The organism is Burkholderia stabilis (assembly GCF_001742165.1).
In the GTDB taxonomy this organism is placed as follows: domain Bacteria; phylum Pseudomonadota; class Gammaproteobacteria; order Burkholderiales; family Burkholderiaceae; genus Burkholderia; species Burkholderia stabilis.
In genome coordinates this window covers 3,673,178-3,689,869 of sequence record NZ_CP016442.1, presented here as the reverse complement: position 1 = coordinate 3,689,869, position 16,692 = coordinate 3,673,178, and the positions used below count along the sequence as shown (strand labels likewise).

13 protein-coding genes are annotated in these 16,692 nt (G+C 67.7%); 8 read left to right on the top strand and 5 right to left on the bottom strand.

Features of this window, described 5'->3' with window-relative positions; genetic code table 11:
• Positions 1-2 precede the first annotated feature (2 nt).
• Positions 3-1,901: a molecular chaperone HtpG gene (gene htpG, locus BBJ41_RS17215; protein ID WP_069747384.1), complete on the bottom strand. Its 1,899-nt coding sequence runs from the start codon at positions 1,899-1,901 to the stop codon at positions 3-5.
• Positions 1,902-2,064: 163 nt separating this feature from the next.
• Positions 2,065-3,522 (bottom strand): aminotransferase-like domain-containing protein, encoded by a 1,458-nt coding sequence (locus tag BBJ41_RS17210; RefSeq protein WP_069747383.1) that lies wholly within the window; start codon positions 3,520-3,522, stop codon positions 2,065-2,067.
• Between the two features lie 230 nt (positions 3,523-3,752).
• Between BBJ41_RS17210 and BBJ41_RS17205 the strand changes: the two genes are divergently transcribed.
• From BBJ41_RS17205 to BBJ41_RS17175, 7 genes are all read left to right on the top strand, one after another.
• Positions 3,753-4,445 (top strand): VOC family protein, encoded by a 693-nt coding sequence (locus BBJ41_RS17205; protein WP_069747382.1) that lies wholly within the window; start codon positions 3,753-3,755, stop codon positions 4,443-4,445.
• A gap of 47 nt (positions 4,446-4,492) precedes the next feature.
• Positions 4,493-5,401 carry a DMT family transporter gene (locus BBJ41_RS17200; RefSeq protein ID WP_069747381.1) on the top strand — a complete coding sequence of 303 codons (909 nt, stop codon included), beginning with the start codon at positions 4,493-4,495 and terminating at the stop codon, positions 5,399-5,401.
• 152 nt (positions 5,402-5,553) lie between these two features.
• Positions 5,554-6,735, top strand: a complete 1,182-nt coding sequence (locus BBJ41_RS17195; RefSeq protein WP_069747380.1) for an aminotransferase-like domain-containing protein — start codon at positions 5,554-5,556, stop codon at positions 6,733-6,735.
• Positions 6,736-6,777: 42 nt separating this feature from the next.
• Entirely contained in the window at positions 6,778-7,236 is a 459-nt protein-coding gene (locus BBJ41_RS17190; protein WP_069747379.1) for a RidA family protein, read from the top strand.
• A 13-nt stretch (positions 7,237-7,249) separates the two neighbouring features.
• A complete protein-coding gene (locus tag BBJ41_RS17185) occupies positions 7,250-8,131 on the top strand; it encodes a PhzF family phenazine biosynthesis protein (RefSeq protein ID WP_069747378.1) in 882 nt (293 codons plus the stop codon).
• Positions 8,132-8,349: 218 nt separating this feature from the next.
• Positions 8,350-10,689, top strand: coding sequence for a bifunctional diguanylate cyclase/phosphodiesterase (locus tag BBJ41_RS17180; RefSeq protein WP_069747377.1), 2,340 nt, complete (start codon positions 8,350-8,352; stop codon positions 10,687-10,689).
• A 196-nt stretch (positions 10,690-10,885) separates the two neighbouring features.
• Entirely contained in the window at positions 10,886-12,094 is a 1,209-nt protein-coding gene (locus tag BBJ41_RS17175; protein WP_069747376.1) for a chromate transporter, read from the top strand.
• Between the two features lie 41 nt (positions 12,095-12,135).
• Here BBJ41_RS17175 and BBJ41_RS17170 read toward each other — a convergent pair whose 3' ends face one another.
• Positions 12,136-12,582, bottom strand: coding sequence for a multidrug/biocide efflux PACE transporter (locus tag BBJ41_RS17170; protein ID WP_069747375.1), 447 nt, complete (start codon positions 12,580-12,582; stop codon positions 12,136-12,138).
• A 112-nt stretch (positions 12,583-12,694) separates the two neighbouring features.
• Between BBJ41_RS17170 and BBJ41_RS17165 the strand changes: the two genes are divergently transcribed.
• Positions 12,695-13,579: a LysR family transcriptional regulator gene (locus tag BBJ41_RS17165; RefSeq protein WP_069747374.1), complete on the top strand. Its 885-nt coding sequence runs from the start codon at positions 12,695-12,697 to the stop codon at positions 13,577-13,579.
• A 45-nt stretch (positions 13,580-13,624) separates the two neighbouring features.
• Here BBJ41_RS17165 and BBJ41_RS17160 read toward each other — a convergent pair whose 3' ends face one another.
• Together BBJ41_RS17160 and parC are read right to left on the bottom strand one after the other, a co-directional pair.
• Positions 13,625-14,083: a CopD family protein gene (locus BBJ41_RS17160; RefSeq protein WP_069747373.1), complete on the bottom strand. Its 459-nt coding sequence runs from the start codon at positions 14,081-14,083 to the stop codon at positions 13,625-13,627.
• A 235-nt stretch (positions 14,084-14,318) separates the two neighbouring features.
• On the bottom strand, positions 14,319-16,640 hold the full coding sequence (gene parC, locus BBJ41_RS17155; protein ID WP_069747372.1) for a DNA topoisomerase IV subunit A: 2,322 nt from the start codon (positions 16,638-16,640) through the stop codon (positions 14,319-14,321).
• Positions 16,641-16,692: the final 52 nt, after the last annotated feature.

The following is a 16,692-nucleotide window of genomic DNA, read 5'->3' as shown; positions in this document are numbered from 1 at the left end:
GTTCACGCGGCCCGCGACAGCAGCAGCGCGTTGGTCCGCTTCACGAAGCTCGCCGGATCGTCGAGCATGCCGCCTTCGGCCAGCAGCGCCTGATCGAACAGCAGATGGCACCAGTCGCCGAAATCGGCGCTGTCGGCCTTCAGCTGCTTCACGAGCGCATGCTCCGGATTGATCTCGAGGATCGGCTGCATCGCCGGCGCGTTCTGGCCGGCCGCCTTCAGCATCCGCTGCAGGTAGCCGCTCATGTCGTTGTCGTCCGCGACGAGGCACGACGGCGAATCGGTCAGGCGGAACGTGACGCGCACTTCCTTCACCTTGTCGCCGAGCGCTTCCTTCATCTTCTCGACCACCGGCTTGATCGCTTCGCCCGCTTCTTCCTGCGCCTTCTTCTCCTCGTCGTTCAGCTCGCCGAGATCGAGATCGCCGCGCGCAACGCTCGCCAGCGGCTTGCCGTCGAATTCGTTGAGGAACGACAGCATCCATTCGTCGACGCGGTCGGTCAGCAGCAGCACCTCGACGCCCTTCTTGCGGAACACCTCGAGATGCGGGCTGTTCTTCGCGGCCAGCCACGTATCGGCCGTCACGTAGTAGATCCTGCTTTGCTCGGGCTTCATGCGCGACACGTAGTCGGCGAGCGACACGTCCTGCGCGTCGGTGTCGCCGTGCGTCGACGTGAAGCGCAGCAGCTTCGCGATGCGCTCGCGGTTCGCGTGATCTTCGCCGAGGCCTTCCTTCAGCACCTGGCCGAACGCGCCCCAGAACGTCTTGTACTTCTCCTTGCCGGCATCTTCTTCCGCGTTCGCGAGCTCTTCGAGCATCGACAGCGCGCGCTTCGTCACGCCTTCGCGGATCGCCTTCACGTCGCGGCTTTCCTGCAGGATTTCGCGCGACACGTTCAGCGGCAGGTCGGCCGAATCGACGACGCCCTTCACGAAGCGCAGGTATTGCGGCAGCAGCTGCTCGGCGTCGTCCATGATGAACACGCGCTTCACGTACAGCTTCAGGCCGCCGCGATAGTCGCGGTTCCACAGGTCGAACGGCGCGTGCGCCGGCACGAACAGCAGTTGCGTGTACTCGCTGCGGCCCTCGACGCGGTTATGCGTCCACGTGAGCGGCTCCTGGTGGTCGTGCGCGATGTGCTGATAGAACTGCGTGTACTGCTCGTCGGTGACGTCGCTCTTCGAACGCGTCCACAGCGCGCTCGCCTGGTTGACGGTCTCGTCCTCGTCCTTCAGGACCATCTCGCCCTTTTCCTGATCCCATTCTTCCTGCTGCATCAGGATCGGCAGCGCGATGTGGTCGGAGTACTTCTGGATGATCGACTTCAGGCGGTGCGACGACAGCAGCTCGTCCTCGCCTTCGCGCAGGTGCAGCGTGATCGTCGTGCCGCGCTGCGCGCGCTCGATCGCGTCGATCGTGAAATCGCCTTCGCCCGCGCTTTCCCAGCGCACGGCTTCGTTCGCCGGCAGGCCGGCGCGGCGCGTCTCGACCGTGATCCTGTCCGCGACGATGAAGCCCGAATAGAAGCCCACGCCGAACTGGCCGATCAGCGCCGCATCTTTCTGCTGGTCGCCGGACAGCTTCGTGAAGAATTCCTTGGTGCCCGAACGCGCGATCGTGCCGAGGTTCGCGATCGCCTCGTCGCGGCTCATGCCGATGCCGTTGTCGTCGATCGTGATCGTGCGCGCGGCCTTGTCGTAGCCGATGCGGATGCGCAGGTTCGGATCGCTCTCGTACAGCGCGTTGTTCGCGAGCCCTTCGAAACGCAGCTTGTCGGCCGCGTCGGACGCGTTCGACACCAGTTCGCGCAGGAAGATTTCCTTGTTGCTGTAGAGCGAATGAATCATCAGGTGGAGGAGTTGCTTGACCTCTGCCTGAAAGCTCATCGTTTCGTGTGCCATGGATGCTGTTTCCTCTTACTTGAACTTGAATGGTGTGGCGCAGGCGCCCGGCGCGCGATACCGGCAAGCCCGTGTGACGGACGACCGCCTGGCGGCGCAAGCGGTTTGCGCGCCTATCTGGGGACGGGCGGCGGGTTTTCAAGGGCCGGCGGGCCGCGCCGCGTCACGACGCCCGCCGCATCGCCGAATCGATATAGCGCGCGAGAAACCCCGGCAACGCCGGATCGCCGCAGTTCGCGACGTTAAAGCGCGTCCACGTCGACGACGACTGCTGCGGCGAAAACAGGCTGCCCGGCGTCAGCAGGAACCCCTCCTCGTGCGCGGCGGCCGCGAGCGCGTCCGAATCGACGCCCGTGTCGGCCCACAGAAACATCCCGGCCGCCGGCATCGTGAAGAGCCCGAGCCCCGTGCGCTCGAGCATCCGCGCGGTCTTGTCGCGCACGCCGTCGAGGCGCGCGCGCAGCCGTTCGACATGGCGCCGGTAATGCCCTTCGGTCAGGATCTTGTACAGCACGCGCTCGTTGAGCTCGGGCGTCGTCATCCCGACCAGCATCTTTTGATCGGTGATCGCCTTCGCGATCTCCGGCGCGCACGCGACGTAGCCGACCCGCAGGTTCGCCGCAAGCGTCTTCGAAAAGCTGCCGAGGTAGATCACGCGCTTCAGCTGATCGAGGCTCGCGAGCCGCGTGGCCGGATAGCTCGGCGGGCACAGGTCGCCATACACGTCGTCCTCGACGACGAGGAAGTCGTACGCCTCCGCGAGCTTCAGGATCCGGAACGCCTGCGCGGCCGACAGCGACGTGCCGGTCGGGTTCTGCAGCACCGAGTTGATCACGAGCATCTTCGGCCGCCACATCTGCACCAGCGTTTCGAGCGCATCGAGATCCGGGCCGTCCGGCGTGTACGGCATGCCGACGAGCTGCGCGCCTTGCGACGCGAAGCGGCCGAACATCTGGAACCACGCCGGATCGCCGACGATCACCGCGTCGCCGGGACGCACGTAGATTCGCGAGATCAGGTCGATCGCCTGCGTGATCCCCGATACCAGCACAAGCTGGTCGGGCGTCGCGCCGATCTCGACTTCCGCGAGCCGCGTCTGCAGTTGCTGGCGCAGCGGCAGGAAGCCCTGCGCGGTGCCGAAGCCGAGCATCTGTGCGCCGGACTGGCGCCCGAGCGCGCGCAGCGCGCCGGTGATCAGCTCGCCGTCGAGCCAGCGGCCCGGCAGGTAGCCGAGACCGGGCCCCTTTTCCGGGCTGACGGTGTGCAGCATGTTGCGCAGCAGCCAGACGACGTCGATCGTGTTGTGCACCGGCGCGGCTTCGGACCCGCGCGCCACGTTGTCGGCCGGCTGCGGGCCGGCCGTGCGCTCGCGCACGTAGAATCCCGAGCCGCGCCGCGAATCGAGGTAACCCTGCGCGACGAGGCGCTCGTACGCCTCGACGACGGTGAAGCGCGACACGCTCTTGTCGAGCGCGAGCTTGCGGATCGACGGCATCCGCATGCCGGGACGGAACACGCGTTCGTCGATGCGCCGCCGCGCCCACTGGACAAGCTGGTCGACGAGCGTGAGCGTGGCCGTGTCATGCGGCACGGGAATCTGGGCAAGGGGGACGGTGGACATGGGCGGCAGCTCCAACTGTACCGAAGGCTATCGCGCCGATTGTACCGTTACTGTGCCGGTATCGACGATTACAGTTGACCGGAATGGCGACCGTGCGGCCGCCGTTCCGGCCCCGCCGCACCTGGAGCCGCGCCGGCCGGCCTGCATCGCGACCCGTGCGCCGGCCGGTCCGGCAGCCGCCCGGTACATCGCCCGCCTACCATGACACTTTCGCTTTCCGACCGCCGCTCATGCCAGCCCGCTCCCTGACACTCGACCATCTCGTGATCGCCGCGCGCACGCTCGACGACGGCGTGCGCCACGTCGCCGACGCGCTCGGCATCGAACCGGCCGGCGGCGGCCGGCACCCGCTGATGCGGACCCACAATATGCTGTTCGGCGCATGGGGCGGGCTCTACCTCGAAGTGATCGCGATCGACCCCGACGCACCCGGCACCGGCGACGCCGACACGCCGCCGCGTGCGCGGCTGTTCGGGCTCGACGATCCGGCGATCCACGCCCGGCTCGCGCAGGGCCCGTTCCTCGCGCACTGGGTCGCGCGCGTCGACCGCCCGCGCCAGCTCGCGCTGTGGCAAAGCCAGTACCCGGCCCGTATTCCGCCCGTCATCGCGATGCGGCGCGGCGACCTCTCCTGGGGCCTCACGGTGCCCGACGACGGCACGTTCCCCGCCTGGCAGGGCGCGGGCGACGGCCTCTTGCCATCGCTGATCCAGTGGGACAGCGCGCAGCATCCGGCCGAATCGCTGCCGCACGACGGCGTCGCGCTGAAATCGCTCAGGGGCGTCCACCCGCGGGCGGACGCGATCCGCGAACAGCTCGACTGGCTCGGCGCCGCCCACCTGCTCGACCTCGAAACCGGCGACGGCCCGCCTGCGCTCGTCGCCGAATTCGACACGCCGCAAGGCGCGCGCACGCTGCGCTGAACACACCCTCGATTACACGAACCCTGCAATACGGAGACACCCACGACATGAATTCGCGCGAAACCCGGGGCATGCTGCTCGGCCTCATCGGCGTCATGATCTTCAGCCTGACGCTGCCGATGACGCGTATCGTCGTGTCCGAACTCAACCCGCTGCTCAACGGGCTCGGCCGCGCGCTCGCCGCCGCCGTGCCGGCCGGCCTGCTGCTGTGGTGGCGCCGCGAGGCGCTGCCGACCCGCGCGCAGCTGAAAAGCCTCGCGATCACGTCGGCCGGCGTGATCATCGCGTATCCGGTGTTCTCCGCGTGGGCGATGAAATCCGTGCCGGCCGCGCACGGCGCGGTCGTCAACGGGCTGCAGCCGCTGTTCGTCGCGCTGTACGCGGCGTGGCTGTCGCACGAGCGGCCGTCGAAGGCGTTCTGGGCCAGCGCGGTGGCCGGCAGCGCGCTCGTGATCGCGTTCGCGCTGCGCGACGGCGGCGGCACGGTGCAGGCCGGCGACGCGCTGATGCTCGTCGCGGTCGGCATCGGCGCACTCGGTTATGCGGAAGGCGCGCGCCTCGCGCGCCAGATCGGCGGCTGGCAGGTGATCTGCTGGGCGCTCGTCGTGTCCGCGCCGTTCCTCGTGCTGCCGGTCGGCTGGCTTGCGTGGATGCAGCATGCCGCGCATCCGGGCCCGCTCGCGCTGCGCACGTGGCTCGCGTTCGGCTACGTGACCCTCTTTTCGCAGTTCATCGGCTTCTTCGCGTGGTATGCCGGGCTCGCGATGGGCGGCATCGCGCGCGTCGGCCAGGTGCAGCTGCTGCAGATTTTCTTCACGATTGCATTTTCCGCGCTGCTGTTCGGCGAAACGGTGACGCCGTCGACGTGGCTGTTCGCAGCCGCCGTGATCGCCACCGTGGTGCTGGGGCGGCGCTCGGCGGTCGCCACCACCGCGCAACCGGCTCGCGCCGGCTGAACAGGTGCGCCATAATGGACGTTTTGCCTGATCGGTTTTGCCCACCCGGCCGCGAAGGCTCGATCGCGCTCGCGCACGCCCACCCGGCCGCGTCGAAGCGATCCGCCCGAACGACCTTTCTTGACTGACCACGATATCCGAACGAGGAGACTATGAATCCGAGCGACCTGCATCCGCCGCACTGGCAGCTTTCCGAACGCGCCCGCAAGCTGACGAGCTCTGCGATCCGCGAGATCCTGAAGGTCACGGAACGCCCCGAGGTCATCTCGTTCGCCGGCGGCCTGCCCGCCCCCGCGACGTTCCCGGCCGAACGCATGCGCGCCGCAGCCGACCGCGTGCTGCGCGATGCGCCCGCCGCCGCGCTCCAGTACAGCGCGACCGAAGGCTACCTGCCGCTGCGCGAGTGGATCGCCGAGCGCTACAGCGTACGCGTGTCGCAGGTGCTGATCACGACCGGCTCGCAACAGGCGCTCGACCTGCTCGGCAAGGCGCTCGTCGATCCGGGCAGCCCGATCCTCGTCGAAACCCCGACCTACCTCGGCGCGCTGCAGTCGTTCTCGCTGTACGAGCCGCGCTACGTGCAGGTGCCGACCGACGAGCAGGGCCTGCTGCCCGAAGGCCTCACGCCCGAACTGACGCAAGGCGCGCGCCTGCTGTACGCGCAGCCGAACTTCCAGAACCCGACCGGCCGCCGCCTGCCCGTCGAGCGCCGCCGCGCGCTCGCCGCGTTCGCGCAGTCGAGCCCGTTCCCGGTGCTGGAAGACGATCCGTACGGCGCACTGAACTACCGCGGCGAGCCGCTGCCGACGATGCTGTCGATGGCGCCCGACCACGTCGTGCACCTCGGCACGTTCTCGAAGGTGCTCGCGCCGGGCCTGCGGATCGGCTACATCATTGCGCCCGAGGAGCTCCACTTCAAGCTCGTGCAGGCCAAGCAGGCCACCGACCTGCACACGCCGACGCTCACCCAGCGCATCGCGCACGAAGTGATCAAGGACGGCTTCCTCGACGAGCACATCCCGACGATCCGCGAGCTGTACAGCGCGCAATGCGACGCGATGCTCGCCTCGCTCGCGCGCCACATGCCGGAAGGCGTCACGTGGAACCGCCCGGAAGGCGGGATGTTTATCTGGGTGAACCTGCCCGCGCAGATCGACAGCATGAAGCTGCTCGCCGCGGCCGTCGACAACCACGTCGCCTTCGTGCCGGGCGCGCCGTTCTTCGCGGACAACGCGCAGCAGAACACGCTGCGCCTGTCGTTCGTGACGGTGCCGCCCGAGAAGATCGAGGAAGGCGTGGCGCGCCTCGGCAAGCTGCTGCGCGAGCGTCTCTGATCCCCTTTTTCCTGTCACGACTTTCTACAAGGAACCGAACGCATGGCTAACGTCTACGACAAACTGAAGTCGCTCGGCATCGAGCTCCCGATCGCCGGCGCACCGGCCGCCGCCTACGTGATGAGCGCGCAGAGCGGCAACACGGTCTACCTGTCGGGCCACATCGCGAAGAAGGACGGCAAGGTCTGGGCCGGCAAGCTCGGCGCGGATCTGCAGACGGAAGACGGCAAGGCGGCCGCGCGCTCGATCGCGATCGACCTGCTGGCGACGCTGCACGCGCACACCGGCGACCTGAACAAGGTCACGCGCATCGTCAAGCTGATGAGCCTCGTCAACTCGACGCTCGACTTCACCGAACAGCACCTCGTGACGAACGGCGCGTCGGAACTGATCGCGGAAGTGTTCGGCGACGCGGGCAAGCACGCACGCTCGGCCTTCGGCGTCGCACAGATCCCGCTCGGCGCGTGCGTCGAGATCGAACTGATCGCCGAAGTCGCGTAACGGGCACGGCACGATGTCCGCTCGCCTCGTCCGCTTCAAGCAGGTCGACGTGTTCACGTCGGTGCCGTTCAAGGGCAACGCGCTCGCCGTGATCTTCGACGCCGATTCGCTCGGCGACGACGACATGCTCGCGATCGCCCGCTGGACGAACCTGTCGGAAACGACGTTCGTCTGCACGCCGACCGACCCGGAAGCCGACTACCGCGTGCGGATCTTCACGACGTGCGGCGAACTGCCGTTCGCCGGCCACCCGACGATCGGCACCGCGCACGCGTTCCTCGAAAGCGGCGCGCGGCCACGCACGCCGGGCCGGCTGATCCAGCAGTGCGGGGTCGGCCAGGTTGCGCTGCGCGAGCAGGCCGACGGCTGGGCGTTCGCCGCGCCGCCGGCACGCGTCACGCCGCTCGACCGCTCGGATTACGCGGCGCTGGCCGCCGCGCTGCGCAGCGATGCGATCGATATGGATGCCGAGCCGTGCGCGGTTGACAACGGCGCGCCGTGGCTCGTCGTGCGGCTGACGTCGGCCGACGCCTGTATCGGCCTGTCGCCCGATCCGGCCGCGCTGGAGGCGATCACGCGCCGCTACGGCACGGACGGCCTCGCCGTCTATGCGCCGCACGCGGAAGGCGGCCCCGCGACGTTCGAAATCCGCTGCCTGATGACGGGCGGCAACTTCGGCGTCGGTGAAGATCCCGTCACCGGCAGCGCGAATGCCGCGCTGGCCGGGCTGCTGACGCGGCAGGAACGCCGCCCCGGCCCGTCGTACACGGCCCGCCAGGGCACGGCGATCGGCCGCGACGGCCGCATCTTCGTCAGCTACGACGAAGACGGCACGACCTGGATCGGCGGCCACGCCGTCACGGTCATCGACGGCACTTTCCTGTCACCCGTCTGACATTTCGCGATGTGCGATGGCGCCGGCCCGTCCGGCGCCCCTACGATTCGCCCCAACTATCGCAAAAACCTTCCAGCCAGTAATATCGGGCCTAATCCGTTGTTTCGGAGGTCTGTCCATGGTTGCGCATCCCGCGAACGAACAGACGCCGGGGCGACCCCAACCATAGCCGGCCATCCCGACGGATGGCGCACGCGAGCAGGACGCCACCCTCTTCGATGAGCTCCGCCCGGTCCAACCCTACGCCGCCGACCCGGCCGCTGCGCGCGCCGCGCAAGTCGCGCCGGCGCGCGCTGTTCGCGATCCCGTTGCTCGGGATGCTGGCGCTCGCGCTGCTGTGGGCCGTGATCGTCGCGCGCCTGTCGGTGGAAAAGGACAGCGCGTACAAGGAGGCGGCGGCGTCCGCGGCAATCCTGTCCTCCGCGCTCGAGCAGCATACGGTCAAGGCGATCCACCAGGTCGACCAGATCACCCGTTTCGTGAAGTTCGAGTTCGAGAAGTCTCCCGCGCACTTCAACCTCGCGAGCGCCGTCGAAAAAGGCGTCGTGCCGAGCGACACGCTGATCCAGGTCTCGCTCGTCAACGCGAAGGGTATCCTGTTCGCGAACACGGCCGAGCTTCATCCGCAGCCGATCAACCTGTCCGATCGCGAACACTTCAAGGTCCACCTGTCGCACAACGACGATCGGCTGTTCATCAGCAAGCCCGTGCTCGGCCGCGTGTCGAGCCACTGGACGCTGCAGATGACGCGGCGCCTGAATAACCCGGACGGCAGCTTCGCGGGCATCGTCGTGGTGTCGGAAGACCCGAGCTATTTCACGAACGACTTCTACAACAACGCGGCGATCGGCAAGGAAGGCGTGATCGCGGTCGTGTCCGACACCGGCGCCGTGCTCGCGCGGCGCACGGGCTCGGTCAGCAACGCGCCGGGCGCGTTTTCGGCGTCGGGCGTCTACCCGATCGCCGAGCGCGTGACGGGCACGATCATCGACCCGATCGACGGCGTGACGCGCATCGTGTCGTACCGCCACCTCGACGGCTACCCGCTCGCGGTGATGGTCGGGCTGTCGCAGACCGAGGAATTCGCGGACTACTACCATACGCGCAACGTCTACCTGCTGATGACGAGCTTCATCACGCTCGCGATGCTCGCGTTCTTCGGCGTCGCGACGGGCCTGATCGGCAAGCTGCTCGGCCGCGAGCGGGAAATGACGCAACTCGCGGAATACGACCTGCTCACCGGCCTCGCGAACCGCTATGCGACGCTGCGCGGGCTGCGCAACGATGTGTCGATGCCGACGAGCCTGTCGCGGCTCGGCCTGCTGTTCATCGATCTGGACAACTTCAAGACCGTCAACGACACGCTCGGCCACAACGCCGGCGACATCGTGCTGCAGATGACCGCGTCGCGCCTGTCCGATGCGGTCGGCGACGAAGGCTCGCTCGCGCGCATCGGCGGCGACGAGTTCGTCGTCGTGATGAAGGGCGACGACGTCGAGCGGCGCGCGGTGCGGCTCGCGGAGGCGATCATCCGGATGTTCGGCGAGCCGTTCGACGTGCGCGGCAGTTCGTTCGTGCTGCACGCGAGCATCGGTATCGCGCTGCACACCGTCGCGAACGAAAGCGAGATCGACCTGCTGAAGAAAGCCGACCTCGCGATGTACAGCGCGAAGGACGCCGGCAAGAACTGCTACCAGTTCTACGCGCCGCACCTGTCGCATCGCGCCGACCACCTGATGCGCTGGGAACAGCAATTGCGCGTCGCGCTCGCCGAGGGGCAGCTGTTCCTCGCCTACCAGCCGAAGATCGACCTCACGCACCGCTATATCACCGGCTTCGAGGCGCTCGCGCGCTGGGATCACCCCGAGCACGGGATCATCTCCGCGAACGAATTCATTTCGATCGCCGAATCAACGGGCCTGATCGTGCCGATCGGCGACTTCGTGATCCGCACCGCGTGCGAGCAGATCGCACGCTGGCGCGACGAGGGCCACGACACGCTGACGCTCGCGGTCAACATCTCGCCCGTGCAGTTCTGGCGCGGCGACCTGATCGAGACGATCTCGCGCACGCTGCAGGAAACCGGCATCGACGCGAACCGGCTCGAACTCGAGATCACCGAAACCGCGATGATGGAATATCCGGAGCTCGTCTCCGAGAAGATCGTCGCGCTGAAGAAGCTCGGCATCCGGATCGCCCTCGACGATTTCGGCACCGGCTATTCGTCGCTGTCGTACCTGCACCGCTTCTCGGTCGATACGCTGAAGGTCGACCGCTCGTTCGTGCAGGCGATCCCGAACGATCGCAGCGTGTGCGTGATGGTGTCGTCGATCGTGCATCTCGCGCGCTCGCTCGGCCTGACCGTCGTCGTCGAAGGCACGGAAACCGAGGAGCAGATCACGTGGCTGGCCGCGCTCGGCGAGATCGAGGCGCAGGGCTTCCTGTTCTCGCGCCCCGTGCCGGCCAACGCGATTCCGGCACTGATCGCCCGCTTTGGCGTGCGCGGCGACCACCCGAACGTCATCGCGCACCGCGCGACGGGCAGCACGGGCGCCTGAGCCCGCCGCGGCCGCGGCGCAACGGGCGCGCCGCCGCCATTGTTTCGCGTTCCGATCCGATTGTTTAGTTCATTAACTAGCGTTTTCGCGCATGGCAGTGTCACGATGCGCGGCGGACAATCGGGAGGGCGAAACTGTCGGCCGGCCGCCGGCATGCCCACACGCGAGAGATCGGGCCCTGCCCCAACACACAATCATGACGACCGTCGAAATCGAAGCGAGTGCTCGTGTCGAACCGGCACAGGCATCCCTGTGGACCTTGTTCAAGGTCGTCGCCGGCATTTCGGCGATTTCGTGGGGCGGGCTTTCGATGATGGCGCAGCTCGAGCGCCACTATGTCGAACGGTTGCAGCGCATCGAGCCCCAGGTATTCGGCGATTTCGTCGCGCTCGCGTGGCTTGTGCCGGGCCCCGTCGGCTGCAATGTTGCGGTGCAGGTCGGCCAGACGCTGCATGGCCGCATCGGCGCATGGGTCGCCGGCATCGCGAGCGTGCTGCCATTCTTCGTATTGATGACGCTGTTCGCGATGTTCTATCGCACGCCGCTCGTGCGTTCGCTTGCCGCGCCGATGCTGATCAACCACTTCGGGATGGTGCTCGCCGCGCTGATCGGCGTCACGTGGGTCAAGCAGTTGCGCACGCTCGCGCGCACGCGGCTCGAACAGCTGATCGCCGCACTGTCGACGATTCTGCTTGCTTTCGCGCATAGTCCGGCCGCTTTCGTCGGGATTCTTTTCGCGGCGTTCGCAGCGGGCTGGCTGACGGGGCCGTCGCAACGCGACGCGGTCGATTTCACGCTGGCGCGACGCGACCGCAACCTGCTCGTGCTGCTCGGCGTGCTCGTCACGCTGTTCGCGGTGCCGCTGCCGGGCGACTACCAGGCGCAGCTGCTGTGGCCGCGCCTCGCGGGCGCCGGCATGACGCTGTTCGGCGGCGGCTTCGCCGCGCTGCCCGTGCTCAAGACGCTGTTCGTGTCGCCGGCAACGGGCATCTCCGATCACGACTTCACGCTGGCGTTCGCGCTGTCGCCCGTCTCGCCGGGGCCGCTGCTGAACGTCGTGCCGTTTCTCGGCTACCTGACCGACGGCTGGGTCGGTGCACTGCTCGCCACGGCCGCGCTGTTCATCCCGTCGGGCTGCCTCGTCGTGTTTGCGCAGAACCATCTGTCCCGGCTCAAGCGCCATGCGCGCTTCGAGCACGGAATGCGCCTGCTGCGCGCGGCGACGACGGGTTTTCTCGTCGTCGCCGTCGTGAAGATCCTGCATCGCGAGCCCGCCGACGCCGTTTACTGGCTGACGGGCGCCTTCGCCACGCTGTGTTTCGCGCGCTTCAAGGTGCCCGTCTATGCCGTCTACGGCGCGGTCGCGATTGCCTGCGGCGCGTGGCTGCTGGCGGCGGCTCACTGACGGGCGGCCGCCCCGCCCGCCTCATCCGGCCTCGACCGTCCTCAACCAGCCTGCACCGCGACCCGGCGCGCCATCCAGCGGGCGCGCAGCGCGTCGTACGCGAGGTTGAAGCAGAACGTATAGGGCAGGAAGAACAGCACGATGCCGAGGTCGAGCAGCAGCGCCTCGATGAGGCTCACGTTCAGCCACCACGCGGCAACCGGCACCACCATCACGATCAGGCCGAGCTCGAATATGGCCGCGTGCGCGATCCGCATGCCGAGCGTGCGCGACAGGCCCGCGCGCCGTTCAAAGCGGTCGAACAACGTGTTGAAGGCCATGTTCCAGGCCATCGCGATCAGCGACACCATCACCGTCAGCACGCCGACGTGCGAAACCGGCATGTCGAGCAGCCACGCGCCGATCGGCGCGCACAACGCGATCGCGACCAGTTCGAACGTCAGCGCATGCAGGAGCCGTTCCGTCACCGTTTTGTTCGTCTGTTTCATGATTCCCTCCGATTCGTATGCATCATCATGTCGGCCATTTTGATCGGCGTAACCGTATGAATCCAGTTTGATATCATCGGTTTTACCGATATATCGTGATGAGGACCGCCGCATGCGCCACGCCCCCGAAGCCCTGCTCGCCTTCGCCGAAGCCGCGCTGCTCGGCTCGTTCACGGCCGCCGCGCGCAAGCTCGGCAAGCGCCAGTCGACCGTATCGGAGGCAATCGCGAATCTCGAGATCGATCTCGGCGTGCAGCTGTTCGACCGCTCGACCCGCACGCCGACGCTGACCGATGCCGGGCGCGCGCTGCTGCCGCAGGTGCAACGCGCGCTCGAGGCGGGCGCCGCGATCGACCGCACGGCCGCACGGCTCGCGCATGGCGAGGAAGCGCGGCTGACGCTCGTCGTGTCCGACACGTACCAGTCGCAGCGTTACGAGGACACGTTGATGGCGCTCGAACGGCGCTTTCCGGCGCTCGAGCTCGAATGCCAGATCGCCGAGCACGAGGACGTGCTCGACCTGATCCAGCAGGGCCGCGCGCAGCTCGGGCTGATGGCCGCGCGTGCGACCTACCCGGCCGATATCGGCGCGGCGACGGTGGCGGAGGAATCGGAGATCGGGCTGTTCGTCGGGCGCACGCACGCGCTCGCCGCGTACGGCGACGCCGAAGTGCCGCACGCGGCGCTTCGCGATGCGCGCGAACTGCGCCTCAATACCTATGTGAAAACGGAAGGCCGCGGCGCCGACCACCGGATCGTCGTCGGCACGCAGCACTGGCTGGCGCCGAGCTACCTGATGCTGCTGGAGATGGCCGTGCTGGGGTTCGGCTGGGCCGAGCTGCCGCGCTGGATGGTCGAGCACTTCGCGCGCGATCGGCTGTGCGAGCTGCGCTCACGCGGCTGGCCGCGCCGCGTGCGGGTCGATGCCGTATGGTCGCGCAACCGGCCGCTCGGGCCGGTCGGCTCATGGCTGCTCGACGCGATGCTGGCCGCGTAGCGGCACAGACGGCGCGCGCAGGTAGGCGCCGGTGGCGCCGGCAGATCAGAAACCGCGAGAAAGTACGGCTGCGCCGACCGTGACGACACCGAGCACGAGGTTGACGACGACGAGCATGCGCACCGCATTTACCGCGCGCGCACCGTCCGGCCAGTTCTGCGCCTGCACCGCACGGCGGATGCGCGGGAACAGCGCGAACCGGATGTGCCCGAAGATCAGCATCATCACGACGCCGAGCCCGGCCATCGCATGCAGCGACCACGTTGCATGCGCGCCGCCGAATTCCACGAGCAGGAAGCCGCCGGACAGCAGGATCACGATCACGGAGCCCGCCACCCAGTTGAAGAAGCGGCCGAACACGCCTTCGATCAGCGGCAGGCGAAGCTGCGGCGACAGGTCGGACAGCGCCGGACGCAGGCAGAAATGCGCGAAGACCATCCCGCCCACCCACACGGCAACGGCCAGCAGATGAAGAAACAGCGCGACGGCAACAGCGTGGGACATGGCGACAATCCTGTGATGGGGTGGGTGCTGCGAACGGCCGCGTCGCACGCGGCATCAAGCGACGTTCGACCGGCCAGTCGCCTCGCGGTTCAGGCCCCAGGCGCGATTTCACACTATTTTGCAAGTTTCGCGTGACAGCGCCACGCTTGCTTACCCGAATCACCCTTCAAAAAGAACAGGCCGCACGCCCGCCGAAGCGGAGGTGCGGCCTTCGAGTGCGCCGGAGCGTCGTGCGTCAGCGGAGCAGCGGACGCAGTTCGTTGACGACCTTGAGCTTCGACTCCGGCGTGCGGCCCTTGCGTGCACGCTTGCCGATGTGCGGCGCGAGCCCCGCGTACGACAGCGTCTCGTCCTGCGCCTTGCCGCCGCGGCCGGTGCCGATCAGCACGACGCCCGCCGGATCGATCGCGAGCGCCTGCACGAGCGTTTCCTTGTCGTCGAGCGCCATCAGGATCACGCCGCGCCCGCCGCCGGACAGCGTCTTCATCTCGTCCATCCCGAACACGAGCAGCCGGCCGCCGCTCGACAGGCACGCGACCTGCGTTGCGTTCGGCAGCACCGGCATCGGCGCGAGCGGCACCGCGCCCGGGTCGATCGTCATGAACGACTTGCCGGCCTTCACGCGGCTCACCATGTCGCCGACCTTCGCGAGGAAGCCGAAGCCGTTGCTCGATGCGAGCAGCAGTTGCTGGTCGGCCGGCGCCGCGTAGTAGTGCATCAGGTGCGAGCCCGATTCGAGCTCGATCAGCGACGTGACCGGCACGCCGTCACCACGCCCGCCCGGCAGCACCGACACGTCGACCGAGTACACGCGGCCGCTGCTGCCCCACGCGATCAGCCGGTCCGGCGTGCGGCACTGGAACGCCGCGTACAGGTGGTCGCCGGCCTTGAACGTGAAGCCGGCCGGGTCGAGCCCGTGGCCCTTCAGCGCACGCACCCAGCCCTTCTGCGACACGACGACCGTCACCGGCTCGTCGACCACCTTCGCCTCGAACGTCGCGCGCTTTTCCTGCTGGATCAGCGTGCGGCGATCGTCGCCGTACTGCTTCGCGTCGGCCTCGATCTCCTTGATCATCAGCCGCTTCATCGCGCTTTCGTTCGCGAGCAGATCCTCGAGCTTCGCCTTTTCGTCGCGCAGCGCTTCGAGTTCCTTCTCGATCTTGATCTTCTCGAGCCGCGCGAGCTGACGCAGGCGGATTTCGAGAATGTCCTCGGCCTGCCGCTCGGAGAGGCCGAACGCGCTCATCAGCGCGGTTTTCGGCTCGTCCGATTCGCGGATGATGCGGATCACCTCGTCGATGTTCAGGAAGACGATCATCCGCCCTTCGAGGATGTGGATGCGGTCGTCGACCTTGCCGAGACGGTGGCGCGTACGCCGCGTCATCGTCAGCTGGCGGAACTTCACCCATTCGTCGAGGATCGTCAGCAGGCCCTTCTGGCCCGGCCGGCCGTCGGCGCCGATCATCACGAGGTTCAGCGTCGCGTTCGATTCGAGGCTCGTGTACGCGAGCAGCGTGTTCACGAATTCCGTCTGGTCGATCGTGCGCGACTTCGGCTCGAACACGAGCCGCACCGCCGCTTCCTTGCCCGACTCGTCGCGCACCGCGTCGAGCAGGTCGAGCATCGCCTTCTTCGTGTTGAGCTGCTCGGGCGTGAGCGTCTTCTTGCCGAGCTTGAGCTTCGGGTTGGTCAGCTCCTCGATTTCCTCGAGCACCTTCTGGCCCGACGTGCTCGGCGGCAGCTCGGTGACGACGAGCTGCCACTGGCCGCGCGCGAGATCCTCGATCTTCCAGCGCGCGCGCACCTTCAGGCTGCCGCGGCCCGTTTCGTAGGCCGCCGCGATTTCCGTGTCGCTCGAGATGATCTGGCCGCCGCCCGGGAAATCCGGGCCCGGGATCAGGTTCGTCAGCTCCGCGTGCGTGAGCTTCGGATTGCGGATCAGCGACACCGCCGCCGCCGCGACTTCGCGCAGGTTGTGCGACGGGATTTCCGTCGCGAGGCCGACCGCGATACCCGACGCGCCGTTCAGCAGCACGAACGGCATGCGGCTCGGCAGCGTCTTCGGCTCCTCGAACGAGCCGTCGTAGTTCGGCATGAAGTCGACCGTGCCCTGGTCGATCTCGTCGAGCAGCAGCTTCGCGATCGGCGTGAGGCGCGCTTCGGTGTAACGCATCGCCGCCGCGCCGTCGCCGTCGCGCGAGCCGAAGTTGCCCTGCCCGTCGATCAGCGGGTAGCGCAGCGAGAAATCCTGCGCGAGACGCACGAGCGCGTCGTACGCCGACTGGTCGCCGTGCGGGTGGTATTTACCGAGCACGTCGCCGACCACGCGCGCCGACTTCACCGGCTTCGCGTCCGGGCCGAGGCCCATTTCGTTCATCGCGTAGAGAATCCGGCGCTGCACCGGCTTCTGGCCGTCGCATACGTCGGGCAGCGCGCGGCTCTTCACGACGCTGACCGCGTAGCTGAGATACGCCTGCTCCGCGTAGTTGCCGAGCGTCAGCGCTTCAGCGTCCGGTGCATCGGACGTGGCGAAGAGATCGGAAGTGTTGTCGTCCATCTGAATTCCGTATTCGTAAGTGGCGTGAGGCCGGGCCGGGCGTCATGCCCGG

Excerpts from the sequence above, each read along its gene's own strand:
- BBJ41_RS17190 (WP_069747379.1), top strand. The coding sequence starts at position 6,778 with ATGGCTAACGTCTACGACAAACTGAAGTCGCTCGGCATCGAGCTCCCG.
- htpG (WP_069747384.1), bottom strand. The coding sequence starts at position 1,901 with ATGGCACACGAAACGATGAGCTTTCAGGCAGAGGTCAAGCAACTCCTC.
- BBJ41_RS17195 (WP_069747380.1), top strand. The coding sequence starts at position 5,554 with ATGAATCCGAGCGACCTGCATCCGCCGCACTGGCAGCTTTCCGAACGC.
- BBJ41_RS17165 (WP_069747374.1), top strand. The coding sequence starts at position 12,695 with ATGCGCCACGCCCCCGAAGCCCTGCTCGCCTTCGCCGAAGCCGCGCTG.
- BBJ41_RS17210 (WP_069747383.1), bottom strand. The coding sequence starts at position 3,522 with ATGTCCACCGTCCCCCTTGCCCAGATTCCCGTGCCGCATGACACGGCC.
- BBJ41_RS17170 (WP_069747375.1), bottom strand. The coding sequence starts at position 12,582 with ATGAAACAGACGAACAAAACGGTGACGGAACGGCTCCTGCATGCGCTG.
- BBJ41_RS17200 (WP_069747381.1), top strand. The coding sequence starts at position 4,493 with ATGAATTCGCGCGAAACCCGGGGCATGCTGCTCGGCCTCATCGGCGTC.
- BBJ41_RS17205 (WP_069747382.1), top strand. The coding sequence starts at position 3,753 with ATGCCAGCCCGCTCCCTGACACTCGACCATCTCGTGATCGCCGCGCGC.
- BBJ41_RS17160 (WP_069747373.1), bottom strand. The coding sequence starts at position 14,083 with ATGTCCCACGCTGTTGCCGTCGCGCTGTTTCTTCATCTGCTGGCCGTT.
- parC (WP_069747372.1), bottom strand. The coding sequence starts at position 16,640 with ATGGACGACAACACTTCCGATCTCTTCGCCACGTCCGATGCACCGGAC.
- BBJ41_RS17175 (WP_069747376.1), top strand. The coding sequence starts at position 10,886 with ATGACGACCGTCGAAATCGAAGCGAGTGCTCGTGTCGAACCGGCACAG.
- BBJ41_RS17185 (WP_069747378.1), top strand. The coding sequence starts at position 7,250 with ATGTCCGCTCGCCTCGTCCGCTTCAAGCAGGTCGACGTGTTCACGTCG.
- BBJ41_RS17180 (WP_069747377.1), top strand. The coding sequence starts at position 8,350 with ATGAGCTCCGCCCGGTCCAACCCTACGCCGCCGACCCGGCCGCTGCGC.